This window comes from Exiguobacterium sp. s48, from assembly GCF_018617395.1.
GTDB lineage: Bacteria > Bacillota > Bacilli > Exiguobacteriales > Exiguobacteriaceae > Exiguobacterium.
The window spans coordinates 1,449,783-1,465,965 of the sequence record NZ_JACSKC010000001.1; the positions used below are offsets into that span (position 1 = coordinate 1,449,783).

Below are 16,183 nucleotides of genomic sequence, written 5' to 3' on the forward strand. Positions count from 1 at the left end.
CCCATTAACGGTATAGTTGTAATAAGGTAGTGCGAAATCGTTTTACACATCGTAAGAATACGAGTGTGCAATCGCTTTTGCAAGCCCTTTTTACACTTTGTAAAAATTTCACACGATGGAGGCGCTTACAATGACGACTTTCACAAAATTGTCATATGAACGGCCCGACTTGGATGCTTTAAACAGCAGATTGTCGGACTATTCTGCCGAATTACAGCAAGCCAGTACACTCGAGGAAGCGAACGAACTCATTCGCCAAATCAACAAGGAACGGAACGACTTTGAGACACAAAGTCAGCTCGTCGCGATCCGACATTCGGTCGACACACGCGATTCGTTTTATGAGGAAGAACAAGCCTTCTTTGACGACGCACTTCCGGTCTATGAGAAGGAGATTCAAGCGTACTATCGCGTCTTGACGAACCACGAGCTCCGCACTGAGCTCGAAGCGGAATGGGGCAGCCAACTGTTCTCGCTCGCCGAACGCGCACTCGAAACGTTCGAGGAGTCACTCATCCCGAAATTACAGGAAGAAAACCGCCTCGCGACAGCTTATCAAAAAGTCATGTCCGCTGCGCAAATCGAATTTGACGGCAAGACGCTCAACTTGTCACAGTTTGGTCCGTATCTTCAGTCACCAGACCGTGATGTCCGCAAAGCCGCATCCGTCGCCCGCTATACATACCTTTCAGACAACGGCGACGAGCTCGATCGCATTTATGGGGAACTCGTACGAGTCCGCACGGAAATCGCTCACGCGCTCGGCTTCCCGTCGTTCGTTGAACTCGGTTATGCACGCATGCAACGCGTCGGATATGACGAATCGATGGTCGACAACTTCCGGAAACAAGTCCGTGACGTCATCGTCCCGCTCGCTTCTGCCTTAAAAGAAAAGCAGGCGAAACGAATCGGTGTCGACCACCTCTATTACTATGATGAGTCGTTCGTCTTCCCAGACGGAAACGCGACACCTCAAGGGGATGAGTCGTTCATCATCGAAGGCGGAAACAAGATGTATCGTGAGCTCTCAAACGAGACGGACGAGTTCTTCCAGTACATGCAGGAACGCGGCGCCCTCGACTTGACGGCGAAACCAGGGAAGTCAGGTGGTGGCTACTGCACGTACTTACCGTCTGAAGGACTTCCGTTCATCTTCTCGAACTTCAACGGAACGGCCGGCGACATCGACGTGCTCACGCACGAAGTCGGTCATGCCTTCCAAGTATATGAGAGCCGTCATTTGACGACACCGGAATACGCCTTCCCGACATATGAGGCGTGCGAGATTCACTCGATGTCGATGGAGTTCTTCTGTTGGCCATGGATGGAGCTCTTCTTCGGCGACCAAGTCGACAAGTACAAGTTCAATCACTTGGCCGGTAGCATGACGTTCCTTCCTTATGGCGTGCTCGTCGATGAGTTCCAACACGTCGTCTACCGCAACCCAGAGATGACAGCAGCCGAGCGTCGTCAGGCATGGCGCGATTTGGAGAAGGTCTATCTCCCGCACCGCGATTATGAGACGAACGACTACCTTGAGTCTGGCGCATGGTGGCACCAACAAGGCCACATCTTCCAAAGCCCGTTCTACTATATCGACTACACACTCGCACAAGTGTGTGCATTCCAGTTCTGGGTACGCATGCATGAAGACCGTGAGGCGGCATGGAGCGATTACCTCACACTCTGTCAGGCAGGCGGAAGCCGCTCGTTCCTCGAACTCGTGGAACTGGCAGGTCTCAAGTCTCCGTTCGCAGACGGCGTGTTGAAAGAAACGATCGATCAAATCGAAGACTATCTCTTGAAACATCCACTTGCGAACTAACAAGTAAAATGATTACTGGATTTTTTTCCGCCCAATAGGCTTACCATAAGAAATTCGGGCGCTTTGGAAAAATGACGTTTCAGGATTATTTTATTCACTTGATATGAAAATAGCAGAAATAACTCTACTGAATTCGAGTTATTTCTGCTATTTGTTTTTTATTCTTTTATGACTGATACCCAAGAGAATTCAGATTTCAAGCAACACGGTTTTGCACTACTTAGTTTAGACTCTTCTCTACAAAAAAATTCACTACATATCGATTAAGAAGTAAGAAGAAGACAACAATTAAATTCATCTCACTTCTACCATCGTTACTGATAACCATATAATTTAATGTAACAAGTAATATCAATATATTAAGAGCTTGCAGCAACAATAACTTTTTAACTTTATGATATTTTGTACTTTCAATATTTTTAGTTTCAAGCTGCATTCTATTTTTTTCTTCTAAAAACACAAAAAGTAAATCACTAGAAAATTGCTTACGTTTAAATTTGTACAGAGCAAGGATCATACATAAGACTAATGAAATCTCAAAAAATAAAAGTACATCTAGAAACATGAAAACTCCTCCGGTAAACTAGTTTAAGTTAATCGCTTCGTGTATCACGATCATCAATAGTTAATGTACGTCTATTTTACTTAAACAATAATGAGATTCCAGTTACCTTTTTAAATGAAAGGGAAATGTGATGATCATCTAGCTCATATTAAGAAATCATTTATCAATCACCATTACATAATTAAGAATAATCGAAATACTAATTCATCTCATTCTGCAGTTCGAACGGCAAATCCTCCAAATCGATTTGACGGCTGTCGAACAAGTTGAACTGTTGCAGGCGACTCTCTAAATACTTCTGTAGCAGTTCGGCCACTTTCTCCCCGGACAACCCGTTCAAGTCTGGGACTTGTGTCACCGAGAGCTCGATGCTCCGAAGCCCATAGTCCGGCAGGCGCGATTCGATGTCGGCGAGTTCTTCCTCGGTCAACCGTTTCCCCGTCGTCGTCACGAGAAGAAGATTGTCATCCTCTTGATAGTCCTGACTGATGATGATGGCGTCTGAAAACTCTTCTTCGATAAAATTATTGATTCCCGTCCGGACGATGCTGTCTTGAACGAGCGTCGCGGCCGAAAAAATACTTGGGACGACAATCAGGACAGACAAACCGATGAGAAGGCGATTGATTTTTTTATGGTTCGCGTCTTGTTTCGTCAACACTTGCGAGATGCCCATGAACTTGACGCCGATGAACGTCGCAATGGCGATGAACGCACAGTTGATGACAAAGAGATAACTCGACCCGATCAAATAATCGACGTTCCATGTCGCAATCGAATAGCCGACCGTACAGAGAGGTGGCATCAAGGCGGTCGCGATGGCGACACCTGGGACGATGTTGTTACTCATCTTCTTTTGTGCCCCGATGATGCCGGCGGTTCCCCCGGCAAAGGCGATGATGACATCCCAAATCGTCGGTTCGGTCCGGGCAATGATTTCATTGCTCGCATACGTAATCGGTGAGATGGCGAAATAAATGGTCGCGACGGTGAGACTGACCGCGACTTGGACGAGCAATAAACGCACACCCGCTCGCAAGAGTTTCATGTCATAGAGCGACAAGGCGAGACCGATACTCAAGATCGGTGTCATGAGCGGCGAAATCAACATGGCCCCGATAATGATGGGAATGGAGTTCATATTCAGTCCGATAGAAGCGATAAAAATCGAGCACATCAAAATGACGGAATCACTCGGTCGTACTTTTAAATTCGTGTACATCTTGTCCTTGAATTCTTCAGCGGTGTACGTCTGTTCCATATAGAGTTCAGCTCCCTTGTCGTATCGATGTTATCTACACAAGCAAGTCCTTCCTTTATTTACCCGCAACGTGTACAGGGCAATCGATTTCGCCAAAAGAAAAACTGGACCGATTGATTGGTCCAGTTCATATCGTCAAATGATGTCTAGCGGTTGTTTCGTCGTTGGTGGAGGGAACGCCTCATCGAGCGCCGCAAAATCTTCCTCACTCAAGTCGAGCAAGAGCGCTGCCGCATTCTCCTCGACATGTTCGGCCTGTCCGGCTTTCGGGATGGCGATGACGTGTCCGCTCCGAATCGTCCAGGCAAGCAAGATTTGGGCGACCGAGGCACTATACGCCTCCGCGATTCGATTGACCGTCTCGTTTTCGAAGACGTCTTCTTTCACGTCACTTCCTTCGGCGAGTGGCGCGTATGCCATGACGGGAATTCCTTGTTCTTTCAAATAAGGAAGGAGGTCATACTCAATTCCTCGACTGCCGAGATGATAGAGCACTTGGTTGATCGCACAGTTGTCTCCGTTCGGTAAGGCAAGAAGTTCTTTCATTTCGTCGACGTCGAAGTTCGAGACTCCCCATGCCCGAATCTTCCCGTCCGCTTTGAGCTGTTCCATCCCTTGAATCGTCTCCTCGAGCGGGGCATCACCCCGCCAGTGAAGTAAGTAGAGATCGAGATAGTCCGTCCCGAGTCGTTCGAGTGACGCGTCGCATGCGTTGACAAGTTTGTCGCCGTACGCATTGTATGGATATACTTTCGAGACGAGGAACACGTCCTCACGTCGGTCTCGGATGGCTTCCCCGACCAACTTCTCAGACTCCCCTTCCCCGTACATCTCCGCTGTATCGATAACATGAAGTCCGCAGTCGAGTCCTGTCCGAAGCGCCTCCACCTCAGCGTCATGCTTCGATTCGTCTTCCCCCATCCGCCATGTGCCTTGTCCCAGCGCACGCATCTCGCGCCCATCTTTCAGTTCGACGACGTTCTGCTTCAAAGCTGCGAGCAATAAAGAATGTGGTAGTCGTTGATTCATAACGTTTCCTCCTTTGTCCATGCCTCATGTAACGGTCCCGTCGTCCCGAAGACGGGGTCGTACGTCGGCTTCTCGACTTGTACAATGCGTTTTAAATTATCCGGACGCTCTTCCGGTTTACCCGTCAACGTGTCATAGTCGCGACCGTCCGGGTATGCCCCGACGACTTGGAAATCCTCGCTCATTTCAATCCGACGATGTCCGGTTCCCGCCGGCAAAATCAGAACGTCCCCTGCGCGGACACGGACGAGGTCACCGTTCGTTCCTCCGAGTTGTAGGGTCGCCTCACCTTGTACCACGCCTAGCACCTCATGCGAGTTGCTGTGATAGTGATGAAAGTCGAACACCCCGTTCACCCAACTATTCGTCCATTCATTATGGGCGAACGTCTCTCGCATCCCGTTCGGGTCATCAAAGACGCCACGATAGAGGAGCGCCGGATAATCCGGATGGTTGGGAATGGAGCCGTCATCTGTAAACAAAAAAGTTTTCACATTCATCCTAATTCCCTCCTTGTCTTTGTCCCTGTACCCGACTTGTCACAACGAAAAACGGTCGCCCGTAGTGGACGACCGTGATGGTTATGAAATGACCTCTTCACCGGACTGATCGATATGGCATTCGCCCCAGGCGCACATGGCGTCCAAGATTGGCTTGAGTGACCATCCGTACTCCGAGAGCGAGTAGATGACTTTCGGTGGAACTTGCTCGTACACCGTACGCACGACGACTCCATCCGCTTCGAGCTCACGCAGTTGCTGGGTGAGCATCTTTTGGGTGATGTTCGGCATGAGTTTACGCAGTTCACTCGTCCGACGCTCTCCTTTGATCAAATGACACATGATGACGACTTTCCATTTACCGCCGATGACGTCAAGTGTCGCTTCGACCGGAATATTATATGGCATATCATTTCCTCCGTTTCTCCCATAGGCACTTTTTGGTGCCTACCGCACTAAAAAGTACGTACTTCTCAAACTGTTTTCATGCCCTTATGATAGCAACTATAGCAAATCTATACAAGTTCATTTCGCTCGTAACACCCTCTTGAGACGGTAAGGTACTTTTTCGACCGTACTGAACAATAGAGGAAAGTGAGATGTCTTTGCTATCCGGAGACGAAGGGCCCTCGTCTTCCACATCATTTTTATTTAACTAGGAGGAACTACTCATGAATCAACCTTATTCACAGCCTGTTGAAGAACAGGCACCTAAAAATGGAGGATTGGCGTTACTCGCCCTCGCCATCAGCGCCTTCGGGATCGGGACGACCGAGTTCGTCCCAGTTGGATTGCTCGCATCCATCGCAAGTGACTTAAATATCGGCATCACACTCGCGGGTCTCATTATCTCGGGATACGCAATTGGTGTCGCCGTCGGTGCACCGATTTTGACGGCACTGACGAACCGGATGAACCGCAAGACGTTACTCATGGCACTCATGGTCGTCTTCATCGGCGGAAACTTAATCTCAGCCATGTCAACAAGCTTCGAACTCTTGATCGTCGCCCGATTTATCACCGCGTTCTCACACGGTGTCTTCTTCTCAATCGGGGCAACGATTGCCGTACAGCTCGTACCCCCGCATAAAAAAGCGAGTGCGATCGCACTCATGTTCACAGGTTTAACTGTCGCGACTGTCACAGGGGTCCCACTCGGTACCTTCATCGGTCAAGCATTCGGATGGCGTGCCACATTCTTCGCCGTCGCAGCACTCGGTATCGTTTCAATCATCGCAAGTTTCTTCTTGATTCCGAATGATTTGAAACAGTCACCACCGGCAAAATTCTCAGATATGAAGAAATTACTCACGAACGGTCGTCTCATGCTCGGATTCTTGATCACAGCACTCGGTTACGGCGGAACGTTCGTCGCCTTCACGTACTTGACACCAATCATGCAAGACGTGACAAAGATTAGCCCGAGCTTGATCAGTGTCGTCTTACTCGTTTACGGAATCGCAGTCGCCATCGGGAACGCGGTCGGCGGAAAACTCGCCAACGAAAACCCGGCGAAAGCACTGTTCTATATGTTCATCGTTCACGCAGCGGTCATGATCCTCATGTCGTTCATGATTCCGTTCAAAGTAGCAGGTCTCATCGCCATCGTCTTGATGGGTCTCCTTGCCTTCATGAACGTACCTGGACTTCAACTGTATATCGTGCAATTAGCTGAAAAATATGTACCGGCTGCTGTCGATGTCGCATCCGCACTCAACATCGCGGCTTTCAACATCGGGATCGCCCTCGGTGCGACAATCGGCGGACTCGTCGCCGATTCAATCGGACTCGTCCACACACCTTGGGTCGGTGGCATCATGGTCATCATCGCTGTCATCTTGACAGCCATCTCACGTCGTTTGGAAGCAAACTAAGGAGGCGCTTATGTTCAACAATCACAAAAGCTACAATCGGATGTATCGGGAGGGCGAGCTCACGCTCGGCCTCCACATCCCTTTAGAGAATTTCAAAATGCGTACCCCGACACTCGAGCGCCAAGTCGAACTTTCTCAAAAGGCAGACGACTATGGCTTCACAGCGCTATGGTTACGTGATGTCTTACTCAAAGATCCGAACTTCTTAGACCCGGCTGTCGGTCAAATCTACGACATGCTGATTTATGGCACACATTTGCTCGGTCAAACGAAAAACATTGCGCTCGGTACGTCCGCGCTCGTTTTACCACTCCGTCATCCCCTTCGTTCGGCAAAGGAAGTCGCGACGATTGAAGCGTTATTCCCCGAACGGTTGATTCTCGGGATTTCGTCAGGCGACCGCCGTGCCGACTTCAAAGGACTCGGAGTCGATCATCCGACACGGGGCGACCAGTTCAAAGAATCACTTCGCGTCATGGAACAGGCGCTCTATAACAACTATCCAACCATCGACTCCCCTTACGGAGAAGTCGAACAGGCAACGCTCGTGCCTCGTCCGAAGAAACGGATTCCGACGATGATCACCGGATTCGCCCAACAGGACATGGACTGGCTCGGAGCGAATGGAGACGGGTGGATGTATTACCCGCAAGCGCCTTTCGCGCAACAACAAGTGCTCGACGCTTGGCGCGCAAGCGGTGAAGCGCATGGTCGTGCTTTCCGTCCCTTCTCGATGCCGATGCATCTTGATTTGACGCATGACCCAGACGAGCCACCGACACCGATTCGTCTCGGATTCCGAATTGGCCGCAATCACTTGATCAAGTTGCTTGAAGCGTATCGAGCCATCGGCGTGAACCATCTCTTCTTCGCCCTCTTTGACGGAGAACGTCCGGCTGAGGAAGTCATCGATGAATTAGGAGAATATGTGTTACCTCATTTTCCACCGCTTGATTAAAGAAAGGTGAGATTATATGGATTATCAAGTCATTACAGATGCCGCATCAATCCGCTATATGCACCATGCGGACAAGATACTCCCCGTTTTCGGTGCACTCACCTGCTTTTTGTACGAGAACGGAGAACGTCATCATTTCTTTGAAGAACGGTTACAAGCCGTAAAACGGAATGCTGTTTCACTACCTGATCTTCGAGAACAACTTCATCGAATGTTTAGTAAGGCACACCGTCTTAAACTTGGAATTCTCTATTTGACATCAAATGCTCACTATACAGTCAATTATCAAGAAGCTCTCCTGATTTCAAAGGAGTATGACATCCCGTTCCAATTGATTGATACAAAATCGTTTTTGTATGGGCAGGCGTTTATTGTCGAACAAGCGATCGAGTTCCGTAAACGAAGTGTCTCGTTACAAGTCGCAGGTGCGAAACTTCGCGAATTAATGAAGAGGCGGGAAGAATACTTGTGTACACCAGATGAAACCTTTTGTTTCTCAAACAATGTGATGGATGCTGTCAATGAACGACCCGATCAACTGCTTTGGTCAACTGATCCAACAAAGTTATCCCTAGATTCTTCAGCACGATTGCTAGCATCAGAGAACAATCTTCACTATGGAATTAGCTTTTCAAATGGTCGTCACTCTTGAACGAAAAATCCTTCATTTTCTGAAATGAAGGATTTTTTTATACCGAGGTGGGTAAACAACTAGTGACTTAAGAAAAGGAGCGTACTCTATGGCTACACAAAACAAAGAAGTCGATAAGATCGAACTCTTTTTTGACTTAGTGTTCGTCTTTACATTCATCCAATTGACGTTAAAGCTGGAACATCATTTAGATTTCCATACGTTTTTAGAGGTCTTCGTGCTTTTAGCGCTCATTTGGTATATCTTTGAAGGATATATTTGGTTGACCAATACGACCGAATTGACCGAACGAAATCATCGAATCTTTTTAGCACTCGGCATGATTGGATTCATGATGATTTCGGTCGCCATCCCTGAGGCATACGGAAAAAATGGATTTATCTTTGGATTAGGCTTTTTAAGTATTGTTGCCACCCATTCCCTTCTATTCTTGCTCCACAGTAACGATGAGACAAAGAAAGCAATGTCCGCGATTGTACCTTACAATTTAACCTTTGCCATCATCGTACTTGTTTCGTCTTTATTTAATGGTGACGTGCGACTGATTGTATGGGGGATTGTCGCAGCAGTGGCTGTTCTCGGACCACTCGTTCAAAAAAATAAAGGACAGTTTGCCGTTTCTCCTTGGCACTTCTTAGAGCGACATTACCTGATTCTCGTCATCGCTCTAGGTGAAACGATTGCGTCGACCGGTAGAGCTGCGATTGATGAGGATTTAACATCTGATGTTGTCTTGACGATGATACTCGCTCTCGGTTTGACCGTGTTATTCTGGTATTCCTACGTCAAAGATGACACAGAACGAGAAAAACAGTTTCACGAAATGGACATCGATCAACGAGATCAAGCCTCTAAAGCTGGGTTTTACTGGTCTCATTTCGCGATGTTCCTCGGCATCATCTTACTCGCTGTCGTCAAAATCACAATCGTCCATGACCCGATGCAAACGCTCGATTTGGCACATCGAATCACGTTGTATGTCGCAATCGTCCTATTTGGATATGGCGTCATTTACTTTAACCGTCTCTTCTTCAAAGTGTCGTGGAAGCGACTCATGACTCTTGCCGTCCTTCTCGCCGTTCCACTGATTGCCCCTTATTTACCGGCAATCATCTTGTTGCTCGTCATTACATTCATCTACTATGTCGCGATGATTGCTCCTTTTCCGTTCTTGAAAACAAAACGAAAAGAAACGTAAAAACAAGCCAGGACCGTAAGTCGGTTCTGGCTTGTTCATTATCGTACTTCATTCTCCAGTTGTTTCAACTTTGTCGAGTAATACTCGATGATATCACGGCGTCGGATGATGCCGATGAAATACTTCCCGTCATCGACGACCGGCACGAAGTTTTGGTCCGTGATCGCATCGACAAGTTCTTCGATTTGTGCCGTAATCGAAACCGGCTTATAGCGAACCCGTTGTTTAATGTCTTTTAGACGTGTCCGGAGCACTTTTTCATAATCTTCTTCCCCGCGAAGTTGTTCTGCGAGTGCCCAGAGTAAATCCCCCTCTGTCATCGTCCCGGCGTAAAATCCGTTCTCCGAAACGAGTGGGACAGACGTGAATCGATGATGTTTCATCTTTTCAAGTGCTTGTCGTACCGTTGATTCGGGGTCCAAATATTTGACGTCTTCTTTCGGATATAAAAAGAAAGCGATGTTCATTTAAATCTCTCCTCAATCTGTTAATCCACCCCGCTATTGTACCATGAATGGTAGGACAGGTTGAACTAAATCCATGTTCGAATCTGGTTTCATCCCCCTTTCTCCAAAACAACACAAAAAAACATCGTGATTCTGATCACAGCGATGTTTCAGTGATTCAAAAATGGAAGGGAACTCCAATTGATTTATACCCGTTTTCGTTGGTTCTTATCCATATCGACATACAAAAGGCCCCCGATTCGGAGGCCATTGATTATTGTACAAACTGCAACAACGTCTTGTTAAATTTCTCTCGTTCATCAAGCACTGTACCGTGTCCGCTCTCTTCAAAACGTTCAATCCGAGCATTTGAAATGCCCTGCTCCATCTGTTCGGCAAACTCAAACGGACAAATTTTGTCGTGCACTCCGTGAATGATTAACGTCTCGACGTCAATTTTCGGCAAGGCATCGCGTAAATCTTCGTCACGTAACGCCTGTGCCGAGGCAATCGTGCCATGGCTCGACGCGACGAGCGCCAGATGGTGGAACCAGTTTTGCATCGGTTTCGAATGTTCTTTCTCGAAAAAGATTTCTCCGAATCCTTCGAGCATCTTCGGTCGGTCAGCCCTTGTATCGTCAATCAACGCATCGACTTCATCCGTCGTCATTCCATATGGATAATCTGCACGCTGTGTGAAGATTGGTGCCGCGGCTCCGGCCAAGACCAACTTGTTGAGTCCATCCTCTTTATAATCGGCTGCGTAGCGAACTGCAATCGCCCCACCCATTGAGAAACCGACGAGTGTGAAGTCTTTCAAGCCAAGTCCGTAGACGACCATATGCACATCAGACGCCATCGTCTCATAGTCATAACCTGTCGCCGGTGCATCAGACTTTCCGTATCCTCTGAAGTCGATCCCGATGTAGCGATATCCCGCTTCGATGAGCGCATTTTTCTGATACTCGAACATATTGTTGTTCGCCGGCCAACCGTGCAAGAACACAATCGGTTCCCCAGACCCAACGTCTTCCACATATAGATTCGTGCCGTCATGTGCTGTAATGTATCCCATCATCCAACCTCCACAGTCATTGTTAAGCGAAAACACTCACAACCTCATTGTTCCCTAATCTAACTTTGAGAAACCCTCTTATGTGTCGCGCCAGAGTGCTTCCCCTTTTAGGTAGCCTTCAACAGCTTTTGCCCCTTCTCGTAACACGGCTTCCCGCCAAGTCGGGTCGTCCGGATAAAACATCGCCATGAATTCGTTTTGAATCCCGTTTCGTGCTTCAGGGTCCTTTGTTCCTTCAAAATAAAGTCGGTTCTCTAAGATGATCGTCAAAAACTCACGGATGGACGCTTTTGTCGATGTCCCGAACGTACCGAATTCAAAGAGAGCAGAGACGAGCCCCTTATCCGGGTATTCCGTATCGCGCACGTAGTAAAAATGATTCGTCGAGTCCCCGAGCACTTCATCTGGGTCATACACGTTGACGTTGTCGAGACCGTACGCTTGTTTTAACTCATCTTCGGTGCGACCGTCTCGTTTACTGATGACCATCGTCACCTCGTTTGTCGGACCGAGTGCGGTATGCCAATCAATATGGACTACTTTTCCGTAGCGTTCCAGTAAATCATGTTGAATCCCTTTCAAAAAGATGGCGGACGGTTCGTCTCCTTCTCCCCCGTAATACACCCCTTTCGGGAATTGATATTGTCCCATCCCTTTTGCCCCACTCATCGCTTTGAAGCCATCGAGCTTAATTCCGGAACCAAGGAACGAATAGATCTGTTCACGCGCTTCATGATAGTCGTCAATCACCCCGTCCGGTACGAAGAGATGACGCATCAGCTCATATTCACGGTTGATATTATAGGGAACCGACTCACGATCGATGACGTAATTTCGGTTCAAATCGACATTGTGTTCATTGACCCGTCGAAAGTGTTTCATCCCCCATGGATTGACTGCATGGATGAGACAAATCCCTGTCGTCTCGTGACGGACATGCGCGAGTTGCGTTTGAACGAATTGATGGGTCACGGCGGCACCTGCATACCCTTCAATCCCATGTTCGCCAATCGTCATGAGAATCATCGCTTTCCGCTCTCGTTTCGGCTCGCCTAAAATAATGTCGATACTCTCGTCCCCGATGGAGTGTGTCAACAGCTCCGCTTTCGGATAAAATCGTTTCACTTCAGACAATAAGTTCATGAACTTCTCTCGCGACTCTTCATAAGATGATGAAAAATACTGACTCATCGCACTCTCCTCCAATCTCTTCTCTCTATCCTTTCCCATCCTAAGACAATCTAAAAACGCCTCCTTTAAGAGGAGACGTTTCGAGTCAAGGCGTCCGGATTCGTTTTGTATGTTGACGCCGGAACGCCATCATATAAAAGATCGGACCAATTAAGACGGCACCGAATAACCAATAGAGACCCGCATTCGCATACAGTCCTTCGAAAGAACGAAACACCCAAGCCAGAACGGTGAAGGCGACCATCAACTCGATGGTCCACAGTAGCCCACGACGAACCGCCAAGAAGACCGTGTTCGTCTTTTGGAAGAAGGCTGCGCCGAATGCAATCAAAAATGCTGGAAAACTCGAGAGCCACAACATCCGATTCAGTGAACTTTCAGCAAAATACGAGTTGCCGAGAGAGATGGTGATGAGAAAGTGTACCAATAGGACGAGCACGACAACAATCCAACCGATAAATACATCTCGTTCCATTTTTTTCATGACAACCAACTTCCTCTCTGAAGAGTTGAATACTAATATTTACCCGTTTTTACAGTCTACTTGTCTGATTCAACTAAAAAACGCATTCTGTTTTCAGAATGCGCTTCATGCATTATCTGACCAACTCTCGTGCCCATGTTTTCGCTCGTTCGAGTTCGCCTTCTTTCAACATTTCCGTCTCCCCATCAACTAAGAACGATTCTTTTTGAACGTTCGCTGCCCCTTTTTCAATCATTTCTCCTTCGACCCGATTGACGGCGTGACCGAACCAGTCGATGATTTTACCGAGAATCGGATTCTGTTTTTCTTTGACAACACTCGTATCAAACGCAGCTGTCCGTTTTCCTCGTAACGCATTGTCCGAGATTCCATCCAAAAACACTTTAATGTCTTCCGTCTCATATCCTCCGTGTGTCGGTGAACCGATGACGACGAGATCGACATGCGCTAAGTCGCCCAATCCAATATTCAACACGTGTTCCATGCGTGCCTCATGGTCTTTCGACAGTTCTTTCTGCATCGCATGGGCAATCTTTTCTGTATGACCATACAGTGAGTCAAAAATAATCAAGATGTTCATCATAAATCCCCCTTTTCCGAACCTTTCTGTATTCCCCTTCCCATTTCTCCGTTCGTTCATGCTTCTTTTTTATACAGCGAACTTCGCTTGTAGAACGTCCAACTCAACATCACAATGCCCATCCCAAGTAGGCCGTAACCGAAGAATTTGATAAAGTCTCTTGAATGGTACGGTGCTTCGAATCGGTACTCCGCTCGCTTCCAGTCCAAACCGTCCTCGACCGCAATGACGTCTTCCACGGACTCCCCGTCGACTTCACGATACGCTGTCCCGATCGGATATCCGTTCGAGGCATTTCCGTAGTACCGCCCGGTCTCATCATTGACCGTTGTTTCCACTTTACCGATCACATCACCGAGTGCATCCTCCTCGATCGTTGTGTCGAGCACTTCATATGCGTTTCGGTCGAACACGACAAACGTATAGGCAAAAGAAAGAGCAGATACGGGAATCGCAATGAATACGGAAAGAAGAATTAAGAAAATCAGTCGCCTCATTTTAAACTCCAGACAAATGTCGCTGAATCACTGACGTCAATATCATCCGGTTCGAGTTCAGGCATCCGTGATTCCGAATAGACGACGTCCTGGCTATAAAGGACGTTTGTAGGCGAGAACAGATGAATCTCCCCCCACGTGTAGTCAATCTGGAGCAAGTCCCCGAGCTCGGCGCCTGCTCCTTTCGCAAGAAGCTCCGCTCGTTTCTTCGCATTCTCCGCAGCACTCACCAATAGCTGATCCTCGATCGCATTCGGGTCTTTCATCGTGAAGCGAATGGAGAGTTTCGGATTTGCCCGAGATTGACTGATTTGTTCGATGACGTCCGATAGTTTAGATGTATCGAGCGCAAATTCGAGCTTCGTCTTCTGTTTACAGACATATCCGACGAAACGCGACCGATAATTCTCATCTCGATCACGGTAGCTCTCGTATTCCGTATCGATCGAAAAGTCACTCGTTTTGAGTTCCGTCTTGTCAAAACCAGCACGCGTGATGGCTTTTTGAAGATGGGACACCGCACTTGCTGCTTCGGTCATCGTATCTTCATATCGTGGCGCTTTCGAGACGAGGTCCATGTGAATCACAATCAAATCTGGTCGAGATGAGACGTTCCCCGTCCCTTTTACAGTAATCTTTCGTTCCATATCCATTTCCCCCTTATCGATTTGAGGTCTCCATTATTCTGTAAATCGTGTCATCATCCAGTGCTCTACTTCATCGAGTGAGTCCAAATCTTGTAAGGACGGGTAAGCACCCCGCTCGAACAACAATCCGTTCGGAGTATCTAAAAACAGATAACGTTCACCATCCGGAAAACCGTAATCGGCAATATCTTTCAATCGAAGCGTCGCGTCATTTTGTTCCCAGACAAACTCGTCATCATATGGAATCGGCATGAAAATCCCTTCCATGCCTTGCCGTACGTGCGAGATAACACTAGAATGCGATGCCTGTCCAGTTTCCTCAATTGCATCGGCACGAACGATTAAATCTTGCCCGACCTGCACATCTCCACGATAGACATTGGAGACGTGTATCTTGATAAGAGACTGATATTCCGTCTCTCCATTGAAATCAATCTCGATATGTCGAATGTCCGAGACCGCTCCTCTGACCACGACCGGATTCCATTTCGAAAAGAGTTCATCCTCGGTCATGTCATTCAAATTTTCCTCGGAAATACCTGGTTTTACTTTTGATTGATCGACAATGTGAACGGAATTCGCAGTGGAATCCGTAGATAGTGGGATCCGTTCGTTCCAGACATTCGATGTGAAGAGCATGAATCCCGCAGCGATCACAATGAGGAGTCCCCCTCCCCATTTCAGTCGTTGATAAGGTTTTCGCTCTACCATCATGGATTCCTCTATATACCAGTCATCCACTTCCCCGAGTAGTCGAAGGAGTTGTTCATTTTTCATACACGAACTCCTTCTGCTTCAAGTGCTCGCTTCAACGCATCTCGCGTGCGCTTCAAGGTCATTTTGACATGACTCTCCCCGAGCTTATGTGTCGTTGCGATTTCTTGAATCGAGTGTAGATAGAAATAACGTTGCATGAACATCACCCTTGTCAGTCGTGGCAGGTCTGCTAGAAATGTGTTCAACAGATCAACGATGTCCTCGTCTCTCCTCGATTCCGTGAGGACGTGTTCTAGCTCTTCATAGACGAGCGGGACTTCCCCACCGCCACGTTTTTTGGCATGATTCTTCTTATAGCGTTGCAATGCGAGATTGCGTACAATTTTCGTCAAATACGCCCCGAATCGAAGCGGGCGTGTCGGTGGAATCGACTCCCAGGCTTTCATATATAAGTCGTTCAAACACTCTTCCGTGTCTTCGCGATTTTGTAGAATATTGTAAGAAACACGATGACAATAGCTTCCGTATTTCTTCTTCGTCGCGACAATCGCATACTCCGACCGTTCCCAGTACCAATCGATGATGACCTGGTCATCCATCCAGTTACCCCCTTCGTATAACCCCTCTATACCTATAGATCCCAATTTCATATCATTCGTCACAATCTATCAAAAAAACCTCGTC

Annotated in this window: 19 protein-coding genes; 5 read left to right on the forward strand and 14 right to left on the reverse strand. The window is 47.7% G+C overall.

Annotated elements, in window-relative coordinates:
• Nucleotides 1-130 precede the first annotated feature (130 nt).
• The gene (locus KNO66_RS07430) at nucleotides 131-1,825 is read left to right on the forward strand and encodes a M3 family oligoendopeptidase (protein ID WP_031422757.1); all 1,695 of its coding nucleotides are present in this window, start codon (nucleotides 131-133) and stop codon (nucleotides 1,823-1,825) included.
• Nucleotides 1,826-2,045: 220 nt separating this feature from the next.
• On the opposite strand, the gene KNO66_RS07435 is transcribed toward KNO66_RS07430, so the two are convergent.
• The 5 genes from KNO66_RS07435 to KNO66_RS07455 all read right to left on the reverse strand — a co-directional run bounded on the left by KNO66_RS07435 (nucleotide 2,046) and on the right by KNO66_RS07455 (nucleotide 5,588).
• Nucleotides 2,046-2,390: a hypothetical protein gene (locus tag KNO66_RS07435; RefSeq protein WP_214741781.1), complete on the reverse strand. Its 345-nt coding sequence runs from the start codon at nucleotides 2,388-2,390 to the stop codon at nucleotides 2,046-2,048.
• Between the two features lie 199 nt (nucleotides 2,391-2,589).
• Complete coding sequence (locus KNO66_RS07440) at nucleotides 2,590-3,651, reverse strand: DUF389 domain-containing protein (protein WP_214741783.1); 1,062 nt, start codon at nucleotides 3,649-3,651, stop codon at nucleotides 2,590-2,592.
• 135 nt (nucleotides 3,652-3,786) lie between these two features.
• Nucleotides 3,787-4,680: an aldo/keto reductase gene (locus KNO66_RS07445; RefSeq protein WP_285800752.1), complete on the reverse strand. Its 894-nt coding sequence runs from the start codon at nucleotides 4,678-4,680 to the stop codon at nucleotides 3,787-3,789.
• Entirely contained in the window at nucleotides 4,677-5,180 is a 504-nt protein-coding gene (locus KNO66_RS07450; protein WP_214741784.1) for a cupin domain-containing protein, read from the reverse strand. The genes KNO66_RS07445 and KNO66_RS07450 overlap by 4 nt, the downstream gene beginning before the upstream one ends.
• An 81-nt stretch (nucleotides 5,181-5,261) precedes the next feature.
• The gene (locus tag KNO66_RS07455; RefSeq protein WP_012727011.1) at nucleotides 5,262-5,588 is read right to left on the reverse strand and encodes a winged helix-turn-helix transcriptional regulator; all 327 of its coding nucleotides are present in this window, start codon (nucleotides 5,586-5,588) and stop codon (nucleotides 5,262-5,264) included.
• Between the two features lie 263 nt (nucleotides 5,589-5,851).
• Here KNO66_RS07455 and KNO66_RS07460 point away from each other — a divergent pair, with 263 nt between their 5' ends.
• The 4 genes from KNO66_RS07460 (at nucleotide 5,852) to KNO66_RS07475 (ending at nucleotide 9,862) form a co-directional block, all read left to right on the forward strand.
• Complete coding sequence (locus KNO66_RS07460) at nucleotides 5,852-7,054, forward strand: MFS transporter (RefSeq protein ID WP_214741787.1); 1,203 nt, start codon at nucleotides 5,852-5,854, stop codon at nucleotides 7,052-7,054.
• Nucleotides 7,055-7,064: 10 nt separating this feature from the next.
• Nucleotides 7,065-8,012, forward strand: a complete 948-nt coding sequence (locus tag KNO66_RS07465) for an LLM class oxidoreductase (protein WP_214741788.1) — start codon at nucleotides 7,065-7,067, stop codon at nucleotides 8,010-8,012.
• A gap of 16 nt (nucleotides 8,013-8,028) precedes the next feature.
• Nucleotides 8,029-8,664, forward strand: a complete 636-nt coding sequence (locus tag KNO66_RS07470; protein WP_214741790.1) for a DegV family protein — start codon at nucleotides 8,029-8,031, stop codon at nucleotides 8,662-8,664.
• 88 nt (nucleotides 8,665-8,752) lie between these two features.
• Nucleotides 8,753-9,862, forward strand: coding sequence for a low temperature requirement protein A (locus tag KNO66_RS07475; RefSeq protein WP_214741792.1), 1,110 nt, complete (start codon nucleotides 8,753-8,755; stop codon nucleotides 9,860-9,862).
• A 38-nt stretch (nucleotides 9,863-9,900) separates the two neighbouring features.
• On the opposite strand, the gene KNO66_RS07480 is transcribed toward KNO66_RS07475, so the two are convergent.
• The 9 genes from KNO66_RS07480 to KNO66_RS07520 form a co-directional block, all read right to left on the reverse strand.
• Nucleotides 9,901-10,329, reverse strand: coding sequence for a CBS domain-containing protein (locus KNO66_RS07480; protein ID WP_012727014.1), 429 nt, complete (start codon nucleotides 10,327-10,329; stop codon nucleotides 9,901-9,903).
• Between the two features lie 253 nt (nucleotides 10,330-10,582).
• Nucleotides 10,583-11,386, reverse strand: coding sequence for an alpha/beta fold hydrolase (locus KNO66_RS07485; protein ID WP_214741794.1), 804 nt, complete (start codon nucleotides 11,384-11,386; stop codon nucleotides 10,583-10,585).
• Nucleotides 11,387-11,461: 75 nt separating this feature from the next.
• Nucleotides 11,462-12,574: a M14 family metallopeptidase gene (locus tag KNO66_RS07490; RefSeq protein WP_214741796.1), complete on the reverse strand. Its 1,113-nt coding sequence runs from the start codon at nucleotides 12,572-12,574 to the stop codon at nucleotides 11,462-11,464.
• Nucleotides 12,575-12,659: 85 nt separating this feature from the next.
• Complete coding sequence (locus KNO66_RS07495; RefSeq protein WP_214741798.1) at nucleotides 12,660-13,058, reverse strand: hypothetical protein; 399 nt, start codon at nucleotides 13,056-13,058, stop codon at nucleotides 12,660-12,662.
• 112 nt (nucleotides 13,059-13,170) lie between these two features.
• The gene (locus KNO66_RS07500; protein WP_214741800.1) at nucleotides 13,171-13,638 is read right to left on the reverse strand and encodes a flavodoxin family protein; all 468 of its coding nucleotides are present in this window, start codon (nucleotides 13,636-13,638) and stop codon (nucleotides 13,171-13,173) included.
• A gap of 56 nt (nucleotides 13,639-13,694) precedes the next feature.
• Nucleotides 13,695-14,135, reverse strand: coding sequence for a hypothetical protein (locus tag KNO66_RS07505; RefSeq protein ID WP_214741802.1), 441 nt, complete (start codon nucleotides 14,133-14,135; stop codon nucleotides 13,695-13,697).
• Nucleotides 14,132-14,782, reverse strand: a complete 651-nt coding sequence (locus tag KNO66_RS07510; RefSeq protein ID WP_214741804.1) for an SIMPL domain-containing protein — start codon at nucleotides 14,780-14,782, stop codon at nucleotides 14,132-14,134. Before KNO66_RS07510 ends, KNO66_RS07505 begins: the two co-directional genes overlap by 4 nt.
• A 33-nt stretch (nucleotides 14,783-14,815) precedes the next feature.
• Nucleotides 14,816-15,559, reverse strand: coding sequence for a hypothetical protein (locus tag KNO66_RS07515; protein ID WP_214741806.1), 744 nt, complete (start codon nucleotides 15,557-15,559; stop codon nucleotides 14,816-14,818).
• Entirely contained in the window at nucleotides 15,556-16,098 is a 543-nt protein-coding gene (locus tag KNO66_RS07520) for an RNA polymerase sigma factor (RefSeq protein ID WP_214741807.1), read from the reverse strand. Before KNO66_RS07520 ends, KNO66_RS07515 begins: the two co-directional genes overlap by 4 nt.
• Nucleotides 16,099-16,183 lie beyond the last annotated feature (85 nt).

Coding starts and splice junctions, on each gene's coding strand:
- KNO66_RS07475 (WP_214741792.1), top strand. CDS start 8,753: ATGGCTACACAAAACAAAGAAGTCGATAAGATCGAACTCTTTTTTGAC.
- KNO66_RS07520 (WP_214741807.1), bottom strand. CDS start 16,098: ATGGATGACCAGGTCATCATCGATTGGTACTGGGAACGGTCGGAGTAT.
- KNO66_RS07505 (WP_214741802.1), bottom strand. CDS start 14,135: ATGAGGCGACTGATTTTCTTAATTCTTCTTTCCGTATTCATTGCGATT.
- KNO66_RS07470 (WP_214741790.1), top strand. CDS start 8,029: ATGGATTATCAAGTCATTACAGATGCCGCATCAATCCGCTATATGCAC.
- KNO66_RS07500 (WP_214741800.1), bottom strand. CDS start 13,638: ATGAACATCTTGATTATTTTTGACTCACTGTATGGTCATACAGAAAAG.
- KNO66_RS07510 (WP_214741804.1), bottom strand. CDS start 14,782: ATGGAACGAAAGATTACTGTAAAAGGGACGGGGAACGTCTCATCTCGA.
- KNO66_RS07485 (WP_214741794.1), bottom strand. CDS start 11,386: ATGATGGGATACATTACAGCACATGACGGCACGAATCTATATGTGGAA.
- KNO66_RS07460 (WP_214741787.1), top strand. CDS start 5,852: ATGAATCAACCTTATTCACAGCCTGTTGAAGAACAGGCACCTAAAAAT.
- KNO66_RS07445 (WP_285800752.1), bottom strand. CDS start 4,680: ATGAATCAACGACTACCACATTCTTTATTGCTCGCAGCTTTGAAGCAG.
- KNO66_RS07455 (WP_012727011.1), bottom strand. CDS start 5,588: ATGCCATATAATATTCCGGTCGAAGCGACACTTGACGTCATCGGCGGT.
- KNO66_RS07465 (WP_214741788.1), top strand. CDS start 7,065: ATGTTCAACAATCACAAAAGCTACAATCGGATGTATCGGGAGGGCGAG.
- KNO66_RS07480 (WP_012727014.1), bottom strand. CDS start 10,329: ATGAACATCGCTTTCTTTTTATATCCGAAAGAAGACGTCAAATATTTG.
- KNO66_RS07450 (WP_214741784.1), bottom strand. CDS start 5,180: ATGAATGTGAAAACTTTTTTGTTTACAGATGACGGCTCCATTCCCAAC.
- KNO66_RS07490 (WP_214741796.1), bottom strand. CDS start 12,574: ATGAGTCAGTATTTTTCATCATCTTATGAAGAGTCGCGAGAGAAGTTC.
- KNO66_RS07515 (WP_214741806.1), bottom strand. CDS start 15,559: ATGAAAAATGAACAACTCCTTCGACTACTCGGGGAAGTGGATGACTGG.
- KNO66_RS07495 (WP_214741798.1), bottom strand. CDS start 13,058: ATGAAAAAAATGGAACGAGATGTATTTATCGGTTGGATTGTTGTCGTG.
- KNO66_RS07440 (WP_214741783.1), bottom strand. CDS start 3,651: ATGGAACAGACGTACACCGCTGAAGAATTCAAGGACAAGATGTACACG.
- KNO66_RS07435 (WP_214741781.1), bottom strand. CDS start 2,390: ATGTTTCTAGATGTACTTTTATTTTTTGAGATTTCATTAGTCTTATGT.
- KNO66_RS07430 (WP_031422757.1), top strand. CDS start 131: ATGACGACTTTCACAAAATTGTCATATGAACGGCCCGACTTGGATGCT.